This is a genomic window from Anaerovorax odorimutans (assembly GCF_024459955.1).
GTDB lineage: Bacteria > Bacillota > Clostridia > Peptostreptococcales > Anaerovoracaceae > Hominibacterium > Hominibacterium odorimutans_A.
On record NZ_JANFXK010000002.1, the window covers coordinates 202,471 to 226,182 of the forward strand.

Below are 23,712 nucleotides of genomic sequence, written 5' to 3' on the forward strand. Positions count from 1 at the left end.
CGCTTTCCGTATCGCTCACAGGCCTCTTCCATAAACTACAGATTATTATACCACAATCATGCCTGATCCTGCTCGTATACTATTCTGAGCAGATTGTATCGGCATTGCCGTAAGGGTGAATATCGTATAATAAAAGTTATCCATATTCGCTCCTTTTAAAAAGAATATGGATAACTTTGCAACGGTCCGGGCGATTCATTTTTTAAAATCAGGCTATTTAACAGGAAATGATCGAAAACAGACCCTTCCAGGCCATAACTTTTATCCACTAAGACGTTTTTTCTGTTTAAAGTGGATAAAAAATTCCAAATATGGAAAGCTGCACCCAGAAATGAACCTCTGGCCCGCCGCTTATATAAATCCCCTTACTTTTTCAGAGACAATCCCAGAGAAAGGGTATTGATCCCCTGGGTAATGATGGTGAAGGCCACCATGTAGCCCACCAGCGCCACACCCATCAGCGGATGGAACAGGGCCACAACCGCTATCAAAATGGAGAGAATACCGAAGATCATGCCCCCCAGCCACGGCTGTTTCTTTTGCTTCATCTTCCATGCGCCGCAGACCCGAATAATGCCCGAAACCAATACAAATGCCATGATGAAATAAATGATGACCGTGTCCGCGAAGAATGCGCCGTAGTAATTGCAGAGCAGCACAATGCCTCCTATGATGGAAAGGATTCCGAAGAAAGCGTCCCAGCCGGAGCCTTCTTTCTTGCCAAAATAATTAATGGTGATATTCAGTCCTGAAATAATCAGTATGATTCCCAACAGCCAGGCCAGACTCAGGGCCGCCACACCCGGCCGAAACACACAGAAAATACCCAGCAGTGTGGTCAGCACACCTAAAATAATGGTTACAATTTTCAAAATAGACCTCCTTAGTTTATCGATAACTTTTTTAAAACACTCAGATTGGGCGGACCTGCCGGCCGCCCGCTTTCATTTAACTGCTTGCCGCAGGTCGATCTGCTCCACCTCCGGGGTTTCCTCCCCTATGGAGCAGACGGACAAACAGTAATCCGGTCCGATATCCGGCTCGCAGAAATGGTAGAGCTGGTCGTCTTCGCTCTGCCGGACTGTAGGCGACGGTTCCATCCGGATTTCAAAGGCATGAAGGGGCAGGGCAAAACCCTTTCCCACCGCCTTCATAAAACTTTCTTTCAGGGTCCAGAGGCGATAAAATTCCCGCTCTTTTTCTTTTCCCTGCCAGCGTCCCAGATAGGCCCGCTCGTTTTCCGTAAAATAGCGGCTCAGATCGGAGACGGATATCCGCGCTCTTTTCTCTACGTCTACGCCGATTTCACCGTCACTGATTCCGCATACGGCGCGCTGCTGTGAATGGCTGATGTTAAAGCAAAGCTGCGGCAAATCGGCCAGCAGCGGCTTTCCGTAAGGGCCCTGGGTGATGGCCAGTTCCTTCAGGGAGAGGCCCTGCCCGGACAGAGCCTTTTCCAGCAGCAGCTCCGCCGCCAGACTCTGGGCCTGATCCTTACGGAAGCGGTATCGCAAAACCGCTTCCTTCCGCTCCCGTCGCACGCCGGAAAGAGCCCGGTAAAACAACCGATCTTCCATCAGCGGCTCCGTTCCGGCGATATAAATTTTCAACATTCCCTTGTTTTCCTTTTCTGTTCAAAGTCCGGGCGGCCTGCGCCTCTCCCGAAAAAATCCAAATTGACTTTTTTTGTATCCGCCGGACCCAAACACGGCCCGCCGGATACAATTTCAAAGCATTACAGATTGGAGAAAAATCCCAAACCATCCAGCGCCTCCACAAAGCGTCCCACATACTCCTTAGAAGTGGTCGGCCAGTTGTATTGCAGCCGGTAAAGCACCTGCATAGTGTAATGGTTCTCTTTTTTCACCGGCAGGGTTATCTTTCCGTGGCCCATATTCTGATAAGCGATCATGCTGGACAGCACCTCCGCTTTCTGCGGGTCCTTCTGGGCCTTTTCAAGCGCCGCCAGATAATCTTTCTCCTCCGCCAGCTCGATATCCATGCCGTGGCGTTTCATCTCATGAATGATGTCGCCCATGTAGATGCTGTGGTTGTTGTACGGATGGAAGAGGCAGCAGGCTTTCGGCGTTTTTGCCAGCTGCAGGATGGCCTGGGACGTGCTGTCGATCGGAGCCATTTCCGCCGCCGAATCCATCATGGTATAAGGGAACCTGCCGATCAGCTCGTAGGATTTCAGCCTGCCCACAAAGCTGTTGGTGGAGAAGTTCATCTGGAACTCTCCGTCCGTATCGCGGGCGGACAGGTTTCCTACCCGCATGATCTTGGCGCTGAGGCCCTGGGAAACTTCTTCCAAAATCGCCCGTTCAGCCAGGAATTTACTGTGGCCGTACTTGGTATCCAGCGCCTGGCCGAAGTAGAGCATGTTTTCGCTCATCACCGTGTCCTCCGGCGGCATTCCGCCAACGCTGAAACCGGAAACGCTGGTGGTGGAAATATGAACCAGACGGCTGCCGGTTTCCTTGCAGTAAGCGATGCAGTTGAGCGCGCCGCCCACATTGACGTCCTCGATATCCGTGCCGCTGGAGAAATGCTTTACATTGGCCGCACAGTTGATTACCGTATTGATTTCACAGTCTTGCAAACGATCAAAAGCCTCGGTGCCGGTCACATCGCCTTCGGTGATAAACAGCCGTTTGCCGATCAATTCCTCGAAGGTATCCTCAAAGTAATAGAAGAGCATGGATTTCAGCCGATCTTCCGCGGAGTTGTAACGTCCCTTCCGCAGAATGCAGTGCGCTTTTCCCTCTTCGGTCAAGAGGAATTCCCGCAGGATATGGATTCCCAAAAATCCGGTAGCTCCGGTCAGCAGGATGTTGCCCAAAGGCTGCATTTCGCCCTCCTGGAAGGCTTCCAGGTTGTTTCCTTTCAGAACGTTTTCGATATTGGCATAGTCGTAGAGGGACAGGTCCGCAAGCTCCGAAACCGGACCGGACTCTTCCTGGAACAGCGCCGCCAGTTTTCTCGGGGTCGGATGGGAGAAGACATCGCCATAGGTGATATCAAAGCCCGCCTCCGTAGCCGCGATAATAACTCTGGTTACCACCAGCGAGGTTCCGCCCAGGTCAAAGAAGCTGTCGTCGATTCCCACCTGATCCATTTCCAGAACTTCGGCGAAAATCTTACAGAACACTTCCTCCGCCTTGGTGGTCGGCTTCACATACTCAGCCGCCGCGGCCAGCTCCGGCTCCGGCAGCTGCTTTCTGTCGATCTTGCCGTTTGGCGTCATCGGCATCTCATCCAGCTGGCGGTAGGCCGTCGGAATCATGTATTTGGTCAGTTTTTCCGCCAGGGCTTCTTTCAGCGCTTCCACGGAAATCGTTTCTCCCGCCGTATAATAGGCGCAAAGATGCTCCGTCTCGTTGATCTTGCGAATCACAACCACCACTGCCTTCATCTGCGGATATTCGGCAATGCAGTTTTCGATTTCTTCCAGCTCGATCCGCAGGCCCCTCAGTTTTACCTGATGGTCGGTTCTGCCCAAAATGACGATATCGCCCTCATCGGTCCATCTGGCGTAATCGCCGCTCTTATAAATCCGTTCACCGTTAAATTCCACGAACCGCTCAGCCGTCATTTCCGGCAGATCGTGATACCCTCTGGCAACACCCATGCCGCCGATGTAAAGCTCGCCCACCACGCCAGGAGGCAGCAGATTGCCGTTGCTATCCACCACGTATTCCGTGTAATTGAGCAGCGGTCTGCCGATGGTAATCCGATCTTCACAGGTCAGCTCCTTGGCATTGCAGGATACCGTGATCTCCGTCGGCCCGTAGGTATTGAAAATGCGGGCATCGGTCACTTCTTTGAGTTTTTCCAGCAGTTTCAGGCTGTACTGTTCCCCGCCGGACATAACCACCTTGCACCGGGCAAGGGCCTGGCAGAATTCCAGCGATTCCATGTACTGGAGCATTCTGGACGGAGTGGCGTTGAAAATATCGGCCCCCGTTTTTTCCATCAATGCCGCCAGGTGGGCCGGGTGGTTGCCGTCGTCTTCATTGGCCAGCACCAGGGTCAGCCCGTTGCACAGGGCCACAGCCGTCTCCTTCAATGCCATATCAAAGGAAACCGTAGTAATGGACATCATCACGCTTCCGCAGGTCACGCAGGCGTGGACATGGGGGTTGGCCTCGTGGTCGTAAACATAGTTGGCAATGCCGCCGTGCTCCAGCATGACGCCCTTCGGCTTTCCGGTGGAACCGGAGGTGTAGATCATGTAAGCCAGATCCTTTTCGCTAACTTCCACCTTTGGATTGTCTGTGTTTTCGCAGGTTAAAAGCTCCTGAATATCAATGGCTCTGCCCGGCGCGAAATCGCCAAGGCGTTCTGCCGTGGTTATGACGAAAGCGGCCTGGCTGTCTTCGGTGATCTGACGAATCCGCTCCGCCGGGTATTCCGGGTCGCAGGGGATGTATGCTCCCCCGGCCTTCATCACGCCGTACATGGCGATCATCAATGCTCCCGTTCTACCCAGAAGGATGGCTGCCGTATCGCCCTTGGAGAAACCATGCTCCGCAAGACCGTTTGCCACCCGGTTCATCTGTGCGTTCAATTGCTCATAGGTATACGAACCTTCCGCCGCGATCAGGGCTGTCTTTTCCTTATGAAGGGCAACCTGTTTTTCGAAGACCCGATGGAGAACCTTTTCCTCCAATTCACAGGATCCGGCCTGGCGGAACTTATCAAGCCGCGCCTGCTGCTCTTCGGTCACCAGCGAAAGCTGACCCAGCAGCGCAGACGGTTCCTCCATCATGCGCTCCACGCACACAGCCATGGAAAGTGCCAGCTGGTCCATCAGCTCCCTGCTGTAGAGAGCATTGTTGTATTGCAGGCACACAGCCGGGTTTCCGTCTCTCTCCTCAATATGGATCGACAGTTTGAATTTCGGATGATCCGATTCCATGCTGTCAAGCTCCACCGGCTGCCCGGAAACCATGGGAAGTTCCAGCACGCCCAGCTGACAGGCGTACATGATCTGCGGCGCGAAATCATAGTCAGCGGCAATTTTGGTAAATGGGTATTCTTCATAGGAAACCGCGTCTCCCAGCACCTGGCTGGCCTCCTCAATCAGTCGGAGCACCGTCTTGCTTCCTTCCACATTGGCCGCCAGCGGCAGGGTCTTGACAAACATACCCATGGCGTTTTGCAGTTTCAGGTCCGACCTGCCGTTACTGATGGTGCACAGATAAATATCCTTGCTGCTGAGATATCTGGACAAGGTGTAAAACGCGGCGGCCAGGAACAGCTGCGCCGGTGTCACACTGTGCTCCCGGCAGAAACCGTCCACCTTTAAGCCATCGCACAGGGCTGTGCTTTCTTCTTTCCTGCCGCTCTGCTCCTGACCGGAAAGATCGGGAGCCAGCTCGCTTGCGCCCCGGCAGTTTTCCAGCATCTTGGCGAAGAATTCTCCGCCCTGGAGATAATGCTCCCCGTGCTCCTGCTCTTTTTCCCTGGCAGCAAAATCGTAATAGCTGAAGGTTTCCTTTTCCGGAATTTCCCCTCCCAGGACAGCCGCCAGCTGGTGCATGAACAGATCCAGCGAACCGCCGTCACAGATAATATGGTGGAAATCCGCAAACAGACAGGTACGCGCTTCCGTCTCCACAATGGACAGCCGGTACAGCGGCTCGTCTAAAATGACGAAAGGCTTGACGTACTGCGCCTTGTACTTGGCAAGCTCCGCTTCTGTCATGGAAAGCAGCGGAATCTCCTCCGGCTGGCCCTTGTAGGGCATCTGCACATATTCTTCCCCGTGGACCCGAATTCTGGTATTGATATACGGATGGGCCGCGATTACCGTTTCCGCGGCTTTTTTCAGCTGCGCCGCAGTAACGGAGGCCGGGAAGCTGAACATGGCCGGAATGTTGTAGGCCGTGCTCTCCGAATCCTTCATGGCATCATAGTAAACGCCCAGCTGGGTCTGAGTCAGCGGATACCATTCTTTGAGCTCCACCGCTTTTTCCTCCGCCGGTTCTTCGTTTCTCTTCTGCCGCAGCGCCAGATAGATCTCATCCTCTATGGAAAGAATGGTGCACTGCTTCATCATTTTTTTCACTTCCAGCTCCACTCCGTATTCCCGCTGCACAGCGGCCGCCAGCTTGATGGCGGAAAGGGAGGTCAGTCCTGCGTTCATCAGGTTTGTGCTTACAGAAAAGCCTTCGTGGCCGACGATTTGACTGATAATAGCCTTTAAATCGGTCTCCAGCAGAGTCATGGGCCGGTTATCATCGGAAACTGCGGCTTCGGCCTGTGGTTTGGGATCCGGCAGCGCCCGCTTGTTGACCTTCATATTCTGGTTCAGCGGGATTTGATCGATCTGCATGGTCACTGACGGTACCATGTATGGCGGTTTTTCCTCCATAATAAAGGCGCTCAGCCCGTTTACATCTATTTTTTCATCTCCTACCACGTAGGCTGCCACAGCCTTTCCGCCGGCGGGAGCATCAAAGGCCATGACCGTGGCGTCCTTAACGCCCGGATACTGACGGATCACCCGCTCGATCTCCGTCAGCTCCACACGGAAACCTCTGATCTTCACCTGGCTGTCCCGTCTGCCCACAAATTGCAGGTTGCCGTCCGCCAGGAACCGCACCATGTCGCCGGTGTGGTAGATCCGCTCAAAGCCTTCTTTGCTGCTGAATGGATTCGGCGTGAAAACCTTCTCCGTCTGCTCCGGCCTGTTGAGGTAGCCGCGGCTCACCTGGTAGCCGGCTACGCACAGCTCGCCGGTGGCCCCGGTGGGCACTCTTCTGCCGTACTTATCCACGATGTACAGCTCCATATTATCCATGGGCCGTCCGATGGGCACGTTGGAATAACGTCTGGTTTTATCCAGCCGGTAAATGGTCGTAAAGATGGTACATTCCGTAGGGCCATAGGCATTGTACAGCTCAAAGGCAGCCTCTGTCTGCAAAGGCACCAGTGTTTCGCCGCCCACGGACAAATGCTTTAAGGACTTGTTTTTCCCCTCCTCGGCAAACTGACGTCCCACCTGGGTAGTCATAAAGGAGTGGGTCACGTTCTCCTGTTCAAAATAATCGCTGAGACTGGTAAGCTCCAGACGCAGCTCTTCCGGCACAATGCATACCGCCGCGCCCCTTGTGAGGGCCGGGTACATATCCATCATGCAGGCGTCAAAACCGTAGCTGGCGTAAGCGGCCACCACGTTTTCTTCTTTCAAATCGTAGTAATTCCAGTACCACTGGCAGAACGCGCGCAAATTTTTGTGCAGCAGCATACAGCCCTTGGGCGTTCCGGTGGTTCCCGAGGTGTAAAGCAGGATATACAGATCCTCCGGCGACGGCGGGGTAAGGCTTTCCTTTTCCGGAAGCGGCAGGGTGGGGATATCCTTCAAAAGGAGCACCGGCCCGTCATATTCCGGCACCAGCTCCAACAGCTGTTCATCGGCGATGAGCAGCGACGCCTGGGCGTCCTTCATCATGAAGGCCAGCCGTTCGGCGGGATAAGTCGGGTCCAGCGGCTGGTAGGCAGCCCCTGCTTTCATGATGCCAAGAGATGCGATGGGCATGTATTCGCACCTTGGAATCAGCACGGAAACAACCTGCTCCCTGCCGATGCCCAGCTTCTGCACATAGCCCGCCACCCGGTCGGAAAGTTCATCCGCCTGGGCGTAGGTGTAACGTTTGTCTTTATAGATAACCGCCGTATGCTCCGGCATTTCCGCCGCCCGCCTGTTAAACAGGTCGATGATGGTTTCACTGCGGTCATAGACTACTTCCGCCCCGTGGAAACGATCCAGCTTCCGGCCTTCTTCCTCGTCGATGAGGGCGATATCTTTCAGGCACGGTTCGCTGAGGAAACCTTCCATAATATTTCCCATCATGGCGCAGAAGGCTTCGATGGTTTCATCCTCGTAGACATCGCTGCGGTATTCCAGGAACAGATCGTAGCTGCCCTTTTTCTTGAATACGTGGAGGGTGATATTGGCAAGGCTGCTGCCGGTTTCCAGGGCCTCCATGGGCAGTCTGGCTTCTTCGATCTCAATGGCGTTTAAGGTCTCGGCCTGATAAACAAAGAGAATATCCGAGCTGATGCCGTAAGTATTGGCCAGCTCACCGAAGGAGCAGCAATCGTGGTTCATGGTTTCGAAGAAATCCGCCTGCATTTTCTGTAAAAACGACTGAACTGCCGCGTCTTCCTCAATATTTGCGTATACGGGAATCGTGCGCACCAGCATGCCCACTGTGTTTTGGAAACGCGGGTCGTGGCGGCCGTTGTTGACCGTGGTAAAGAGGGATTCCGTCTGCCCGGTGTATTTTGCCAGGGCATAAGCAAATGCTCCCAGGAAGAAGGTGTTTTCCGTAACCCCGGCCTGTCTCGTGAAATGCTCCAAAGCGCCGGAACTGATGCGGCCCTCCAGGTTGCAGTAAAGCCGCTTGGCCGGATGGTCGGCCGACTGGTCTTCGTCTTTATCGAATAACAGGTTGGAATCCACTTCGTTTCCGGCCAGCAGCCGGTCGAAATATTCTTCCGCCTCCTGATAACGCTGGGTGTTCTTTAGCTTCTGTTCATAGTTGGACAGATCGAACTGGGTAATCTCCTCCGGCTGCAAATCCTGCCCCAGATAAGCTCTGGCTGCCTGGGAGAAAAAGCTGGCAAAGGATGCTCCGTCGGAAATGATGTGGTGCATATCTGCCAGCAGGCAGCCATCCTTTTCCGTCTCATAAAGTTCCATGCGGAACAGCGGTCCCTTTTCCAGATCAAAGGGCCGGACAAAGGATTCCTTGATTTGCTCCAGCTGTTTTTGAGAAACCTTCTCAAGTGGAATCTCAAATTCCTGCGCGGCGCCGGGAACCATTCCGTAGGTTTCATCCTGCTGACGCACGGCAATGCCCATGACCGGATAATGTTTGACTGTGTCCAGCAGGGCCTGGCGGAAACGCTGTAAATCCACGCCTTCCGGGATTGTGAATGCAAAGGGGATGTTATACATAACTCCCGTAGGATTTTGCAGGCATTCCAGGAAAACGCCCATCTGGCTGTCGGTGAGGGGGTAAAAATCCTTTTCTTCCCGGCAGTTTTCATAGGGATCTTCTTCCTTCTGACCGCACAGAGCAGCGATTTTTTCCGGCGTTTTGCCCTCGAAAACCTGCTGAGAGGCCAGATTCAGCTCTTCGGCAAAAGCTTGCAGACGCACAGCTTTAATGGAGTCGCCGCCCAGAGCAAAGAAGTCGTCTTTTCTGCCCACCTTTTCTACGCCCAGGATTTCTTCAAAGCCTTTACAGAGCAATTCTTCCTCCGGCGTTACCGGCGCTTCATATTCCGCCTTGAAAGCCGACAGCTGCGGCGGCTTGAGGGACAGCCGGTCCAGCTTGCGGTTCACGTTCAGGGGGAAGGCTTCCAGTTCCACAAAGAAGCTTGGGATCATGTAATCCGGCAGTTTCTTTTTCAGCTCTTCCTTGATTTTAGCAGCCGGGTCCTTTTGCGCGCTGTCTTTTTTCAGCTGAAAATAACCGCACAGATAGGTCTGTCCGTATTCGTTTTCAAAGCCTTTGACTGCTGCTGTTTCCACAAAATCAAGGCTGTTCATCAGGGTTTCGATTTCCCCGGTCTCCACCCGCTGGCCGTTGATTTTCACCATCCAGTCCTTACGGTTGACATAGATCAAATTTCCTTCCGGTGTGAATTTTCCCAGGTCATTGGAGTGATAGAGGATTTTGTCGTCCTCCCCTTCGGCGAAGGGATTGTCGCAGAACACTTCCGCCGTCTTTTCCGACAAATCGATATATCCCCGGGACAGAGGGCCGGAAATGCAGATTTCCCCGATTTCTCCCTCTTTGGTCCGGCTTCCGTCTTCGTTAAGCAGATAAATCTTCATGCCCTCAAAAGGCTTGCCGATGGGCGTATTGTCGTACTCCTTGTCCACCGTGAAAATCGTGGCGCCCGGCGTGGTTTCGCTGGCTCCGTAAAAATTGTACAGGGTGTAGCCCTGGCCGCTGGCTCCGCTGAGACGTTCGCTGCCGGTGGTTACATAACGCAGAGAATCGCTTTTATTGTGGAACAGCTTCAACAGCTGAGGACTGATAAAGGTAGCGTTAATCTGATGCTCCGCGATGTACTGCTCGATTTTGCGCACGTCCCGGCAATCCTGTTCGTTCTGAATATGTATGGTGTTTCCTGTATAAAGATTGGCGGTCAGGTCGATGATAAAGGCCACAAAATGGTACGGCACGTTGGACAGATATTGATCCTCCGGCAGGCATCCCGTGGCTTTGGCAATCCGGTAAGAGGAGTGGGAAAGGCTGCGGTGGTCGTGCAGAATTCCTTTGGGTGTTCCCGTGGAGCCTGATGTGTAAACGGCAAAGGCCGGATCTTCTTGCGAAACCTGTACCGGCTCTGCCAGGGGCTTTGCCGCTGCCGCGTCTTTTACAAAATCCGCTCCTAAAATCCAGTCCGCTTTGCACTGGTTTGTGATATAGTCGATTCGCTCCTGGGGGTAAGCCGAAGACAGGGGCACGAAAGCGCACCCGGCCTTTAGAATCGCCAGCATGGAAGCGATAAACTCCATTTCCCGGCCCATGAGCACCGGAATCAGGCTGCCTTTTTCGACCTTTTTTTCTACGATCAGTCCGGCTATTTTATCGCTGAGGACGTCAAGCTCCCTGTATGAGGTTTCCCTGCTCCCGCTCTGGTCCACAATGGCCGTTTTCTCTGCATATTTTCCTGCATTTTCCGCAAATGCTTCTAAAAAAGATTTCATGGTATATCCTGCCTTTCCTAAAAATCCACCTCTAAGAATTTTACTTTTCCGCCCTTGGCGCTCCTCTTGGGCGGTTCGTCGCCCAGGGTAAATTCCAGCTGGCCGCAGTTTAAAATGTTAAAATATTCGATGAGCCTTGCCTTAGCGTCTTCAAAGGCCAGTTGCTTCTTTTCTTCGTCCTCGGCCACCATGCGTATTTCAAAGCTCCGCTCTCCTTTTTGGAGCAGCTGGATGCTGTACACGCCGGTGACGTCCTTGAGCCGTGTCTCCACTTCCGCTCCGGCGCTTAAGGCCACTTTTCCGCCTACGGTGATGTTTTCCAGAACCCGGCCCATGACTTCCATGACCGGCAGGGTGCTGCCGCACTGGCAGCCATAAGTAATTCTCACTTTATCTTCTACGAAATAGCGGATCACCGGCTGCACATAGTTGGTCAGGTCGGTAATATAGATGCCCTGGGACCAGGTTCCCGGCTCCGCGGGGTTGCCGTCTTTGTCCACCGGTTCGATGATGACCCAGTCTTCGTTGATATGCAGCTTTCCCTTGTCGCAGGACATGGCCGCTTCGCCGCCTTCGGTGCTGCAATAGTTGTTGAGAATGGCGCAGCCAAAGGCTTCGGTCAGCGCCTGGTGTACTTTATCGCTGAGAACCTCCGCTGAGCAGGCGATGGCCTGGAGGTTCAGATTCATCTTGCCCTTTTTCTGGGCTTCGGCCAGCGCTCCCATGACCGACGGGTATCCGGTCAGAAGGTCAGGCTGGAACCGGTCCAGCTCCCGGGCGATTTCGTCCGGGTCTTTCAGAAGGGAGATCGGCAGCAGATTGTCCTTGTACTGCTCGTTGGCTCTGGCCATTTTGAGAAAACTGGAGTAGGAGGATACCTGCGGGTCCAGCATGACAACGGCGGCGATCCGGTGATTTTTCGGTTCCATGATGTCCGGGTCCACATTGCGCAGAAGCCTGGTCTGCATCAACGCGCCGTGGATTACGTTGTGGTACGAATCCCTTACCATGGGCATGGGGATGCCGGTGGTGCCCGATGTGGTGAGGGCGGAATACTTGCCCAGATAGGACTTTACCGCTGTGTCTTCGTTGTGAAGGTAGTCGTAAACTCCATCATAGGTAATCTGCGGGTCCGTGACCCAGCTTTCGTAGGATTCCATCAGCTTTGCCTTTGAAGTCGGGGGCAGCTGCTTCCGAGTGAAATTGTCTCCGATATCTTTATATAATTCTTTGTAAAAGGCAGAATGCTGCTTCGCATAGGCGACCAGTTCTTTCAGCCGCTCATGAGCTGCCGCTTGCCGCTGCTCTCTTGTCATTTCTTCCGCTTCCTTGCAGAGCTTTATCGCCTGCTCCATGGTTATTTCCTTCATTGCTCTCCTCCTGTTCCTTTGTATCAGTTATGTGGGGCTGTCCTGCGGGGTTGTCATGTGAGACCTCCTGCGAGACCGCTTTTTTGTATCCTTTTCCCTGGTTTTGCGGGAAAGTCAAAGGCTTTTTTCATAATGTGCCTAATTGTTCAACAAGGGGCTCGTTTCGCCTTTGTTGTTGAAGTTTTCCAAGGATTGCGGCCTCTGTGCCTGTTGAAATCTGCATATTGATCGAATTTCTGTGCTCGCACGCTCTGTATCCTTGAAAAAAGCTCAACAAATACTCGTTTTTTTGCTGTGTGTTGATAAAAATAGCAATTTGCCTTTTGAGCAAGGTTCCACACGATTTTGACCGAACTGTACCGGCGTTGCTGCAAGGTGCGGAATCGTTTAATTTGCAAACCGCTCACCAAAAGGGCAGTTCCGGTAACTTATCCCGATTTTTTCGAAAAGTTACGCATTTTTCAACGATCCTGCGGCCTTCAAAACGGTTGGCAGCACAAACTGTCATTTTTCTACGACTTCGAGCACCCGCAAACCCACAACTTTGCGTAACTTTGCATGATTTTTGCGAAAAGTTACCGCGGCTCGCAAGTTACAACTTTTTCCTCAAGGTAAGAATGTTCTTTCCATCTTCATACCGATAATCCACTTCATCCATACACTCTTTTACCAGATACACGCCCAGCCCTCCGATGGGCCGGTCTTTCGCCAACAGGTCCGGCTCCGCCGCTTCCGCAAGCGGATTGAAAGCCGCGCCTTTGTCGAAAAACTGAATCTGCAAAAATCCGCGGGTCTGGCCGCAGAGGATTTCCACTTCCATTTCCGCGTCCGTATCATCGTACGCATAACTTGCGATATTGACAAAGATCTCTTCCACCGCCAATTCCACCCGGTGAAGATCGGCAAAGCCCTGGTCGCTGGCCTCCTTTAGCACAAAGTCCATTACTTTGTCCAGGTTCTCCACCTTTGCGGAAGTCATCATTTTTTTCATAGGCTTTAGTCCTCTTGTATATCCAGCATGCGGGTAAAACCGCTCATGTTCATCACATCGTAAACCGCCGGCGTCGGATGCCGCAGCACCAGTTTCCCCTGACAGGCATCGGCCGTTTTCTTTGCCACCAAAAGCGACCGCAGCCCGGCGCTGGAAATGTACTCCAGCTTTTCCAGATCAATAATCAGTTCCTCAAATTGGGCATCTTTAACGGCTTCGGTCAGGTCCGGGGCCGTATTGGCGTCCAGCCGCCCTTCCAGATAAACCTCCATAACCTTTCCGGTTGTTTTAATATTCATTTCCATAATTCGGTTCTCCTTCCTACTCCTTTTTCGTTGTTATTTTGTCCGTTTACTCTTCACGTTTGTGTAAGCGCTGTAAACCTTCTTACCCTTCACTACTTTGTAAGACCGCATTTTATAATAGTAGGTGTGATGGTCGCTCAGCCCGGTACTGGTATAGGTCCGCAGCCTGCTCCTGGAATCCTTAACCATCTGGTACTTTCCGTTTTTACTTTTGGCCCGATAAATTTTATAGCCGTCCGCGCCGCTTACTTTGTTCCACTTCACTTTCATCTTATTGTTACCCGCGGTAAGCTTAAAGCCAGGCGCTTTGGTTCTGGGCACGGCCTTGACGGTTTTGGAAAAGCCCCCGTATGTGGTCTTTCCATTCTCTTTTTTGTAGGTCCGGACTTTGTAGTAATAGGTCTTGCCTGTAGTCAGGTTTTTATTGGTCCAGGATTTAGACGCGGTGGTCTTAACCTTTTTGTAGCTTCCGTTCTTCTTTGTTGCCCGGTAAACCTGATAACCATCGGTTCCTTTGACCGCTTTCCAGGAAAGCTTCACGCTCTTGTAAGTCGTAGAAGCTTTTACCTTTGGCATCGACGGAATCGCCTCAAGCGTCTCCGTTCTTATGACATGACCGCAGGTCTTACAGGAGTACGTCTTCACACCAGCCTGACCATAGGTCGGTTCTTTTGTCACTACACCGTTGTTTTCCTGGTGCTCCCCATAGCCGTCTTTTTTGCTCTTGTCGGTTATCGGACAGTCTGCCGCCAGACACTCGTGCCAGTGATGCGTGTCGTCACTGCTCCAATCGGACGACCAGTTGTGAATATGAAGCAGCACAGGCTCCGAGGCATAGTCTGTCCTATTGGATCCGCTTAGATATTCCAAAAGAAGATAAACCTTTGCCGTGCCGGGCAGATTTTGTGGCATGGTAAAGGTACCTGTTCCTTCTCCCTCTTTGGTTGATAGAGGTTCTGTAGTCATCTGACCGTAATAAAGTACCGTCGCAGTCTTACTGTTATATTCCCCATCTGTGATCATAACGGAAATTTGATCCTTACCGAAGAGCTCTTTGCTACTGCCTTTATACGTATATGGCACTGTGACGATGTTTCCTTTCTGGATTCCGGTACCGAGGGTAAGCTTCTTACTCTCATCCAACAGAGTCAGCTTCCATTCGTTCTTCCCAGCATAGTTCTCACTTGATCCCACTTTTGCTACAACTGCTCTTTGCTGGTTATCCTGAGGCCTTTTAATATCCCCATCCGTATAGTGAATCTTGTCTTTCAAGGAGTCGCCGGGGTCAGCAGATGCGAAAAGGACTGGTTCCAGATCGAGATTAAAAGCGGGACTGGCCACTGGCGCTCCTGCAGACTTTTGACCAGGCGCTTCCTTCGCCTCTATTGAGGTTATACTACCGTCCTCAGTTACAATACCGATATTTTCCTGATCCCCATTCTTAGGCGACCTGGTCCACCATTGGATGTCATTATTACTCCATATTTTAGCCCTGCTCTTTGCCGTCGTACTATCACTCCAGTATCCATACGCCAGGTTGGTCGCTTCCTTTGCATCCAGAGCAAATACCTTCTCATTTGTCAGTCCACACCACGCGAGCTCGTCCATTCCGTCCCCCAGCCCATTATCGTCCGCACGGTTGGAGACTGCAATGGCGGCCTTTTCTATCGCCGTCCACCCCCCAAAAAATCGGTATCATGATCTCCCTTATTCAGCCACCCTTTAAGGTCAGAATCTTCCCACTTATTGGAGTTCTCTTTATCGTAAGCGAACGTATTACTTATATATACTCCCTTATCCGAGTTAAGAAACATGGTCGGACTTGCATTATAATCTGTGGTATTGGCGTCCAGTACGCGAAATTCAATAAAATCTCCAATACTACATCCAAAATACACCTTGCTTCCTTTCCACTCAGAATTTGCATCCTTAGGCTTCTCCGGATCGGAAATGCCCGGGATGTTTCCGTCCGTATCTTTTAAGTTTATGTCCTTTACCTCTCTTTCCTGCTTGGGCGTGCTGCTTTTGGCCTGTGCTTCCATAGGTTTACTTCCCACTCCCAAAAGCAGTCCCGCTACCAGCATCACGGTAAGCATTCCTGCCAAGCCTTTCCTTAATAATCTGTTTTTCATTATTGATCTCCCTTCCGACTGATCCTTGCGATCAGACAATTCATTCCCAAAATATTATCGTAATCAATGTTTTTCGCTATGGCCCGCGCCACGGCGATTTCTTCAAATACATCTTCGCTGACCGGTTTTTCCAGGGGGTTGGCCGGCACGCCGTTATCCCGGAAGGAAATGCAGATTTCCTCATTGTCGATCATAATGCGCACGTCGATGCAATCCTTCTTTTTGCCGGTCCTCTGATTGATCTGATTGACCGCCATTTCCTCCAGCACCACGCCCACTTTATTGGCTGTAACTTCCGGCACCGAATTTTCCCGGCAAAAGTCGATGGCTTTCTGGGAAAGGGCCGTAGCCTGCCCGATGGTCCGAATCATGGTTACGTCCAGTATCCTCCCCTGCTGCGGGTCCGGGATCAGGAAGAAACCTTTCAGCTCCGGTTCTTTGGCTGCGATCCGCTTTATGATTACAAGGAGTACGGCGATGGTCAAAAGTTCTCCGATGGGGAAAGCCAGCCAGACGCCTGTTGCGCCGATCAGTTTGCCCAAAAGCCAGGCTGCGGGAACAACGATAAAGAAACCTTCCAGCAAAGCGATCACATTGGATATCTTTGGCCGGGCCATGATTTTGTAAACGCACATGGAGATAAACAAGAACCCCATAAACGGCAGGCTGATGGCGTAGATTCGGATTGCTTCCGAGGCGATGGCCACCTGCACCGGGTCCGTGACCCCGAAGAGACCGGTGATAAAACCCGGCACCGCTTCGAAGATCACCAGCAGGACGATGGTGGAAATACCGGTGATGGTAAGGGCCTTTTTGATGGTGAAACGGATCCCTGCGTAGTCTTCTTCTCCGTACAGCGTCCCCAAAAGCGGCGATATGGTCTGGGCCGAGCCGCCCACGAACATGGACACGATGGACAAACAGGAGGTGCATACGGAAAAAGCGGTCACCCCGTCGCTGCCCAGATAGGTCATGACGATGAGATTGATGCAGGTCAGGCGGAAAAAGTTCAGGCTGGTGTTGATGGCATCGGGAAGCCCTACCACCGTGATTTCTTTGATCATTTTTCCAGTGCTTTCCGGCAGTTTGTAAAATCGCAGCTGCTTCGAGGTTATGATCCCGTAAAGTACCATGCAAAACCCCACCAGGTAACCGGTCCCTGTGGCCAGCGCCGCGCCGCTGATGCCTGCGTCCAGGCAGACGATGTAAACGATGTCCAGTGCCAGATTCACCACATTGGCTACGATCAGCACGGAAGACGCCAGCTTCACCCGCCCGGTGGCTCGCACAAAATACACAAGGCCCGGAACCAGGATCAGAAACGGCGCTGCCAGCATGACATATTTTATGTAGTCGTAAACCAGCGGCGTCAGGTCCGGCGCTTTTGTGGTCAAAGCCTCTGCGATGCCGCCGCATAGGAACCATCCCAAAGCACAGACCGCCAGGGCGACTACAGCCATGGCCAGAGTAGCCATGGTGAAAAGCTGCCTGGCCCGTTCTTTCTGCCTTCTGCCCAGAGCCACCGAATACAGTGTACAGCCGCCGACTCCGAACAAAACGTAAACCGCGTTAAACAGCAGCGTCACCGGCAGCACCAGGTTGACGGCTGCCAGTGCGTCGGCTCCCAGCAGGTTGCCCACAATGATCCCGTCCACGACAATACTCATGGACAAGGCCATGGTCATCAGTACCGTGGGCAGAAAGAATTTCATAAACTGTTGGTTGATAATGGTTCCCTTTCTCTCAAACATAGGGCCTCCTTTTTTTGTCATATATCTGGTACGGCGGGCAAGTCATGGCATTTTGCCTGACTGGGCGCGCCATGTTGTGTCGAAATTTGTCGAATGAGCAATTTCAATATAAAATTTAAAAAAATAGAATTTTTTATATCAAAAATCAACGTTTGCAAGCATTGTTTCACGCTTTTCCTTGGATATTCAGGGAAAATCCGGAAAAAACACTGGATTATGCCCGTCATCCCTGATAAAAAAATATAAAAAAAGTAATTTTTCGTTTTTTTGTATCCATTCTCCCCATTCCTTAGTTTTGAAACGCATATTTACCCTTGCAATTGGTGAACCGAGAATCGCATCCATTTTTTAACAATATGCAAATTTGTTCAACAACAGGTTCATTTTGGCTTTGTTGTTGATGTATTTCCAAGGCTTTGCGGTCTCTGCACCTGCTCAAAACGGCATATTGATTGAATTTCTACGTTTTCATGCTCCGTATCCTTGGAAAAAGTTCAACAAGAACCCAGTTTTTCGTTGCGTGTTGAGGAAAATATTGATTCTGCTTTTTTGGGGGCGCAGTTTACTGTAGCTTTGCAACCAAAACACTGTTTTTCTCTTTTTTCCCGCGACCATGGCCCTCAAAAAAGCGCCTTGGTGGCAGATCCGCCTTTGAAAGCGGCCTCATTTGGGATGGCAGATCCGTCCTTGGAAACAGCCCAGCTACCTTTCTATAGCCAGGGTCAGCATGGTGATGTCGTCGGATTGCACAGCTCCTTCGGTAAAGACAGCGATTTCCCCTTCGATTTTATCAATCAGCCTGCTACAGTCAGTTCCCTGCTGAGCAAGCGCTTCTTCTGCTGCCGCAAACAAGCGGTCTTCACCGAAAAAGCCGTTTTCCTGGCTCTCTGCCTCTGTGACCCCATCGGTATAAACAAGCAGGCGGAAATCATCAGTAACTTCCATCACATGCTCCTCGTACTGGATGCCTCCCATGGGCCCCAGCACCATATCCGCCGGATCCCTGATCCACGCCAGACGCCCCCGGTCCCAATAAAGAGGCGGATTGTGCCCGGCATTAGCATAAGTAAAGGTATGGTTTTTCCGGTCGAGAATTCCGGCGAAGGAGGTGACAAACATCATGGCGTCATTGTTTTCCGACAGCGTATTGTTCAAAATGGTGAAAAGCTTGCCCGGCGCAAAACCCCGGCAGGTATCCACCACTGTCTTGGCCTTTACCATGAACATGGCGGCGGAAATATCCTTTCCGGAAACATCGGCGATACAGATGAACACCCGGTCCTCATCCAGTTGGGCGAAGTGGTAAAAATCGCCGCTGACCTCTTTGGCCGGTTTGATAAAGGGAACCAGGTCAAAACCGCTGCCCTGCCAGTCACCCGGCAGCATACTGTTCTGAATTTTCTTAGCCATCTCCAGTTCAGCGGCCAGCTTCTCCTCTGCGATGGTTCTCTGGCGGATGTCCTCCACATAGCGGCGGATATCCTCGGTCATGACATTGATGGAATCCCCCAGCTGGTCCAGCTCGTTTCCGGTCTTCTCCAAAGTAAGCTGATCCTCTTTTAGCCTGCTTCCGCCCGCAAAGCGCACCGCATATTCAGTGACAACATCCATGGGCTCCACGACCCGTTTCTGAACCCCTTTGAGAAGCAGGAAAAGAATGCCGATGAAAACCGTTGCCGCAATGGCGTCGCTTATAATGATCCGGTACCACAGCGTATCCATCGCGCCCGCGCCCGCCATGGTGTAATCCTTGTACAGCAGTTTCAGACACACCAGCGTGAAAAAGGTCAAAAATGCGCTGAGCATGGTCAGGAACACGGTAATAAACTGGGCTCTCAGCCCGGTGACCGCCCGGTAGGAAGCCATTTTTTCAGCAGCAGCGCTCCGTTTCATCGGTAAAACGGCAAGCAGCAAAATGCATGCGATCAAGGCTACTGCCAGCACCGCGATAACGGGCGAACCCTGCTTGCCTGATTTTACGCTCAATGCAATCAGGATCGCCGCCAAAAGGAGCGCCGCGCCTGTCAGAAGGTAATCGGGGATATATCGTTTTGCTTCATATCTGCGGCCATAGACTGCATTTGGAATGCACGGTTTTATCCGAAAAACATTGGTACATATCTGAAAAATCAGCATGCCGCCCATAATGGAAAAGTTATAGGCCTGCAGCGCCACCGGTACAAAAAACTCAGCAAAGGTGAAGGCGTGGAAAAGCTGCCCGCCCGCCGCAATGACGCTTACGGACGCACAGGCGGAAAGAAAAGAAATTCCCATGAATTTGACGACGGAGAGAGCCGAATCTAAAAAGTGCGGTTCATGGGCCTTTCGAAAAAACAGAGTATGCCATAGCTTGTAGGGCAGGTAGGCCATAAGAAAGTTTCCCACAAAGCCGAATGTGCAAAGAATATCCAGGCCGGTGACAATATCTCCGGCCAGATTGCCAAAGGCGCAGCCTAAAGCTCCGGGGACGCCGAAAAGCAGACCCGCGGCCATGGGAACCAGGCCCGTAAGCCGGATTTCAGAGTACCCGTCATTAAAATTTAATGCGTCAAAAGGAAGGATCAGCAGAAAGTAGATGACCCCAACAAGAAGAAAAACAACAATCTGTCTAAGCATCTGTCTTTGTTTTCCCATACGCAGTTCCTCCTTTATGCCGGTTTTTCCTCACCCGACCGCTGCTCCAGTTCTTTGGCTTTGGCAAACCGGTTATATATCCGCACGATCATCGCTGTCGCGGCCACTGTAATTACGCAGAAGAGGCAGCAGACCGCCGCGCTCTGTCCTTCAAATCCGACAAGCCCTAATAGAAACAGGTAAATACAGGGATGCACTGCGTAATATTTGGAGATATGTTTGCTCAGATATTTTATTTCTCCTGAAAGATGCCGCCGCTCTTGGATGGCATTTCGCAGAAAGTAAAATATCGCTGCCAAAATCAGGATCACGGATAAATTTGTCAGCGCTCGGAAAAGGTCGGGATAAATATATCCCTGCCCCATAAAATTATAGGTTTCTTTTAGTCCCTCACATTGGAAAGCCGTATAGACAATATAGGCCGCCGCAATGAGAACCGCGACCGGCATCAGCCTGAGATAAAACTTCTTTTTACCACTGACCCGCTTGATGATTTCCCCAAAGAACACCCCCATAAACGCAAAGACAATGTACGGGAGCACGCAGAAAGAGGTATAGGATTCACCGCCCAGCAGCGGAGAAAGGATCGTATCCAAGGCGGTAACCCCCGTCTTTTGCATAACGAGAAAAGGGCTTGCCGCACTGGTTGCCACTGCCAGCACCGGATAAAGCCAAATCGGCGCTTTGCAGGCACGCATCAATGCCAGAATCAGATACAGCGCACCGGCCAGAAAGAAGATATTAATGTAGGGAAGGAACATTTTCGCCATTTCCAGCCCCGCATCCACTGCGGCGTTACCGGCAATGCTCATGATCCCAAGCGCCAAAAGAATCCCAGCTATGTAACCAAGGTTGTTGAGATACTGCAGTATGATCCAGCGCACGCCTGCCCCTGCGGTTTGCTTTGTCGTTTTCCTGCTGTAGCTTGTGCCCATGCCCATTATAAAAATGTAGATGGGCGCGCCGCTGGTTACGCTGACGATATATACAATTTCATAGAGCGCCGACTCTTTTCCATTGCCCACGCCGCACAGCTGAAACGCGTGGATAAAAAAGATCGCGCACAAGAAAAGCGCTTTCAGGCAATCAAATTCCTCTTGTCTCCCGGTGTTAATCTCTTTATTTTTAAAGAATTGATTCATAACTAGCTTTTCCTCCAGGTGAAACGTTCATTTTTATTGGAGACACATTCCGATTTGCATCATTATAGCACAAGAAAAAACCGGATCGCTTGGACGTGCAAAAATCATCAATTTTTCGGTAAAAACAGCAATACACTGTAACCCTATTACGAATCCCTATCCAAAAGGCAAATTGCTATCTTTTATCAACACGCAGCGGGAAACCGGGTTCTTGTTGACCTTTTTTCAAGGATACAGAGCATGCGGACATGGAAACTCGATCAATATGCAGTTTCAAGCAAAAGCAGCGCCCGCAAACCTTGAAAATGCTTCAACAACAAAGCCAAAACGAATCCGTTGTTGAACAAATAGGTCCATTGTTTAAAAACTCCGCTTCTCCGATTTATAAGGGCTACGTCTGGCAACTTAGCTACCCGCCCGCCAAAACCGACGAGTATCAAACAGGCGCCGAAAAAGGTAGGGCAACGATAGTTTTGCCGGGTTAGGCATTGGAAAATAGGGAAGAATATCGAAATATAAAAACGTCCAAAGGCTAAATGATATTTTTAGGAAATCAAGCGGTAAAATCCAGGCAAAACTATCAAAATATCACAGCAACATACGCTCCGTTGATATTTATCCGTTTCCACTCTCCCGAATCGCTATGAAACTATCAAAATTCTGCTACCGCCGTGGGTCTATTGATATTCCGACGTCGAGGGCCTGCCGCAACTATGGTATCCACCCTGTTGACACACGGGCATCCTTCCTTTATAATGAATTTAGTCCGTTTTCGGACGTATTAAAACGTATGCCCTATGTCAATTAAAAGAAAGGAATTTCGCAATGAAAGAAAAGAACACTTCCGCCATCGGCCATTCTCTGGAAACCTATTATTCCATCTGCAAGGAATATGAAAAGCTCTGGGCGGAGTTTGCCAAAGCCTGCAAGCTGTCTCCGGCGGAATGCGGAATTCTTTTTACTCTGCGGGAAGGGGTTGACACCCAGGCGGAGATCTGCGAGGAACTGAGCATGCCCAAGCAGACAGCCAATTCCGCCATCAAAAAGCTGGAAGCAAAAGAGTTGATCCGGCTGCTGCCTTCTGAAAAAGATCAGCGCACGAAAAAAATCTGTTTTACAAAGGATGGGGAGCTGTTCGCAGAAAAAAACATTGATGCCATCAACGCTGCCGAAGAGCGTATCTGGGCCGCCATGACCGCAGAAGAAAAGGAATTTTTAATTGATATATCGCGAAAATATAACCGCCTGTTCAAACAGGAGCTGGAGGAATTTTTGAATCATGAACATTAAATTATCAGATCATTTCACATATAAACGCCTGCTCAGATTCGTGGCGCCGTCGATCGCAATGATGATTTTCACTTCGATTTATGGCATCGTTGACGGGCTGTTCGTCTCAAATTTTGCCGGGAAAATACCCTTTGCCGCCATTAATTTAATCATGCCCTTCATCATGGTCCTCGGGGCTCTGGGCTTTATGGTGGGCACAGGGGGCAGCGCCATCGTTGCCAAAACCCTGGGCGAAGGTGATGAGAAAAGGGCCAACGATTATTTTTCCATGATGGTCTATGTTACGATCATCGGCGGCATCCTGTTCGCTGCAGCCGGATTTTTCCTCATGCGCCCCATCTCTTTATTCCTGGGAGCGACTGATGAGATGCTGGACTACTGTGTCTTGTACGGCCAGATTACCATGATTTCACTTCCGGCGTACATGCTGCAAAACGTATTCCAAAGTTTTTTCATTACCGCGGAAAAACCACACCTTGGGTTTATTGTGACAGTGGCCTGCGGACTGACTAATATTGTGCTGGATTTTCTGTTTATCGCCGGATTTGGCTGGGGACTGGTAGGCGCGGCTGTGGCTACAGCCTTCAGCGAATTTGTCGGCGGAATCGTTCCCATCGTGTATTTTGCAAGGAAAAACAACAGTATCCTCAAGCTAGTAGGCTTTAAGTATAACTGCCGCATTTTCGGCAAGACCTGCGTCAACGGCTCCTCCGAGCTGATGAGCAATATTTCCATGTCCGTCGTCGCCATGCTCTATAATTTTCAGCTGCTGCGGTTTGCCGGGGAAAACGGCGTCGCTGCCTTTGGCGTTATGATGTACGCCAACTTTATCTTCATGGCGATTTTCTTCGGCTATTCCATCGGCGTCGCGCCTCTGATCGGATACAACTTCGGAGCTGAGAATCACAGCGAACAGAAAAATCTCTTTGTCAAAAGCATGAAGTTTTTGGGGATCAGCGGCCTGCTGCTGGCGGGACTCTCTATCGTTTTGGCCGGCCCGCTTTCCAGCATTTTTGTCGGTTACGATTCGGAGCTGTTTGAGCTGACCCGCCACGGGATGCGGCTCTACGCCGTCTGCTTTATCCTGGTGGGGTTCAATGTTTTCGCCTCTTCTTATTTCACTGCCCTGAACAACGGCCTGATCTCTGCTGTGATTTCCTTTATCCGGGCATTGATTTTCAAGACAGCGGCAGTCTTGATTCTTCCCATGTTCTGGGGGCTGGACGGGGTGTGGCTCTCCGCCATTGCCGCGGAGATTTTGGGCATTATCATGGTGGCCGGCTTTCTTGCGAAGTATAGGAAGAGGTATCATTATCTGTAAAAAAATGCGGCCCCGGAGCTTTATGTTCTCTGGGGCCG

13 protein-coding genes are annotated in these 23,712 nt (G+C 51.2%); 2 read left to right on the forward strand and 11 right to left on the reverse strand.

Annotated elements, in window-relative coordinates; all coding sequences use genetic code 11:
- Positions 1-365: 365 nt before the first annotated feature.
- From NE619_RS03140 to NE619_RS03190, 11 genes are all read right to left on the reverse strand, one after another.
- On the reverse strand, positions 366-872 hold the full coding sequence (locus tag NE619_RS03140) for an HdeD family acid-resistance protein (RefSeq protein WP_256130908.1): 507 nt from the start codon (positions 870-872) through the stop codon (positions 366-368).
- A gap of 72 nt (positions 873-944) precedes the next feature.
- A complete protein-coding gene (locus tag NE619_RS03145) occupies positions 945-1,613 on the reverse strand; it encodes a 4'-phosphopantetheinyl transferase family protein (RefSeq protein WP_256130909.1) in 669 nt (222 codons plus the stop codon).
- A 122-nt stretch (positions 1,614-1,735) separates the two neighbouring features.
- Positions 1,736-10,738, reverse strand: a complete 9,003-nt coding sequence (locus NE619_RS03150; protein ID WP_256130910.1) for a non-ribosomal peptide synthetase — start codon at positions 10,736-10,738, stop codon at positions 1,736-1,738.
- A 17-nt stretch (positions 10,739-10,755) separates the two neighbouring features.
- Positions 10,756-12,108: a phenylacetate--CoA ligase family protein gene (locus NE619_RS03155; protein ID WP_256130911.1), complete on the reverse strand. Its 1,353-nt coding sequence runs from the start codon at positions 12,106-12,108 to the stop codon at positions 10,756-10,758.
- 592 nt (positions 12,109-12,700) lie between these two features.
- The gene (locus NE619_RS03160; RefSeq protein ID WP_256130912.1) at positions 12,701-13,099 is read right to left on the reverse strand and encodes an ATP-binding protein; all 399 of its coding nucleotides are present in this window, start codon (positions 13,097-13,099) and stop codon (positions 12,701-12,703) included.
- A gap of 5 nt (positions 13,100-13,104) precedes the next feature.
- Complete coding sequence (locus NE619_RS03165; protein WP_256130913.1) at positions 13,105-13,404, reverse strand: STAS domain-containing protein; 300 nt, start codon at positions 13,402-13,404, stop codon at positions 13,105-13,107.
- Between the two features lie 33 nt (positions 13,405-13,437).
- Positions 13,438-15,012 (reverse strand): fibronectin type III domain-containing protein, encoded by a 1,575-nt coding sequence (locus tag NE619_RS03170; protein ID WP_256130914.1) that lies wholly within the window; start codon positions 15,010-15,012, stop codon positions 13,438-13,440.
- A 56-nt stretch (positions 15,013-15,068) separates the two neighbouring features.
- Positions 15,069-15,536: a hypothetical protein gene (locus NE619_RS03175; RefSeq protein WP_256130915.1), complete on the reverse strand. Its 468-nt coding sequence runs from the start codon at positions 15,534-15,536 to the stop codon at positions 15,069-15,071.
- Positions 15,536-17,287 carry an MATE family efflux transporter gene (locus NE619_RS03180; protein ID WP_256130916.1) on the reverse strand — a complete coding sequence of 584 codons (1,752 nt, stop codon included), beginning with the start codon at positions 17,285-17,287 and terminating at the stop codon, positions 15,536-15,538. Before NE619_RS03180 ends, NE619_RS03175 begins: the two co-directional genes overlap by 1 nt.
- A 702-nt stretch (positions 17,288-17,989) precedes the next feature.
- The gene (locus tag NE619_RS03185; protein ID WP_256130917.1) at positions 17,990-19,921 is read right to left on the reverse strand and encodes a PP2C family protein-serine/threonine phosphatase; all 1,932 of its coding nucleotides are present in this window, start codon (positions 19,919-19,921) and stop codon (positions 17,990-17,992) included.
- Positions 19,922-19,935: 14 nt separating this feature from the next.
- On the reverse strand, positions 19,936-21,063 hold the full coding sequence (locus NE619_RS03190; protein WP_256130918.1) for an acyltransferase family protein: 1,128 nt from the start codon (positions 21,061-21,063) through the stop codon (positions 19,936-19,938).
- A gap of 825 nt (positions 21,064-21,888) precedes the next feature.
- On the opposite strand from NE619_RS03190, the gene NE619_RS03195 reads away from it, so the two are divergent.
- Positions 21,889-22,353, forward strand: coding sequence for a MarR family winged helix-turn-helix transcriptional regulator (locus NE619_RS03195; protein WP_256130919.1), 465 nt, complete (start codon positions 21,889-21,891; stop codon positions 22,351-22,353).
- The gene (locus NE619_RS03200) at positions 22,343-23,674 is read left to right on the forward strand and encodes an MATE family efflux transporter (RefSeq protein ID WP_256130920.1); all 1,332 of its coding nucleotides are present in this window, start codon (positions 22,343-22,345) and stop codon (positions 23,672-23,674) included. Before NE619_RS03195 ends, NE619_RS03200 begins: the two co-directional genes overlap by 11 nt.
- The last annotated feature ends 38 nt before the right edge of the window (positions 23,675-23,712 follow it).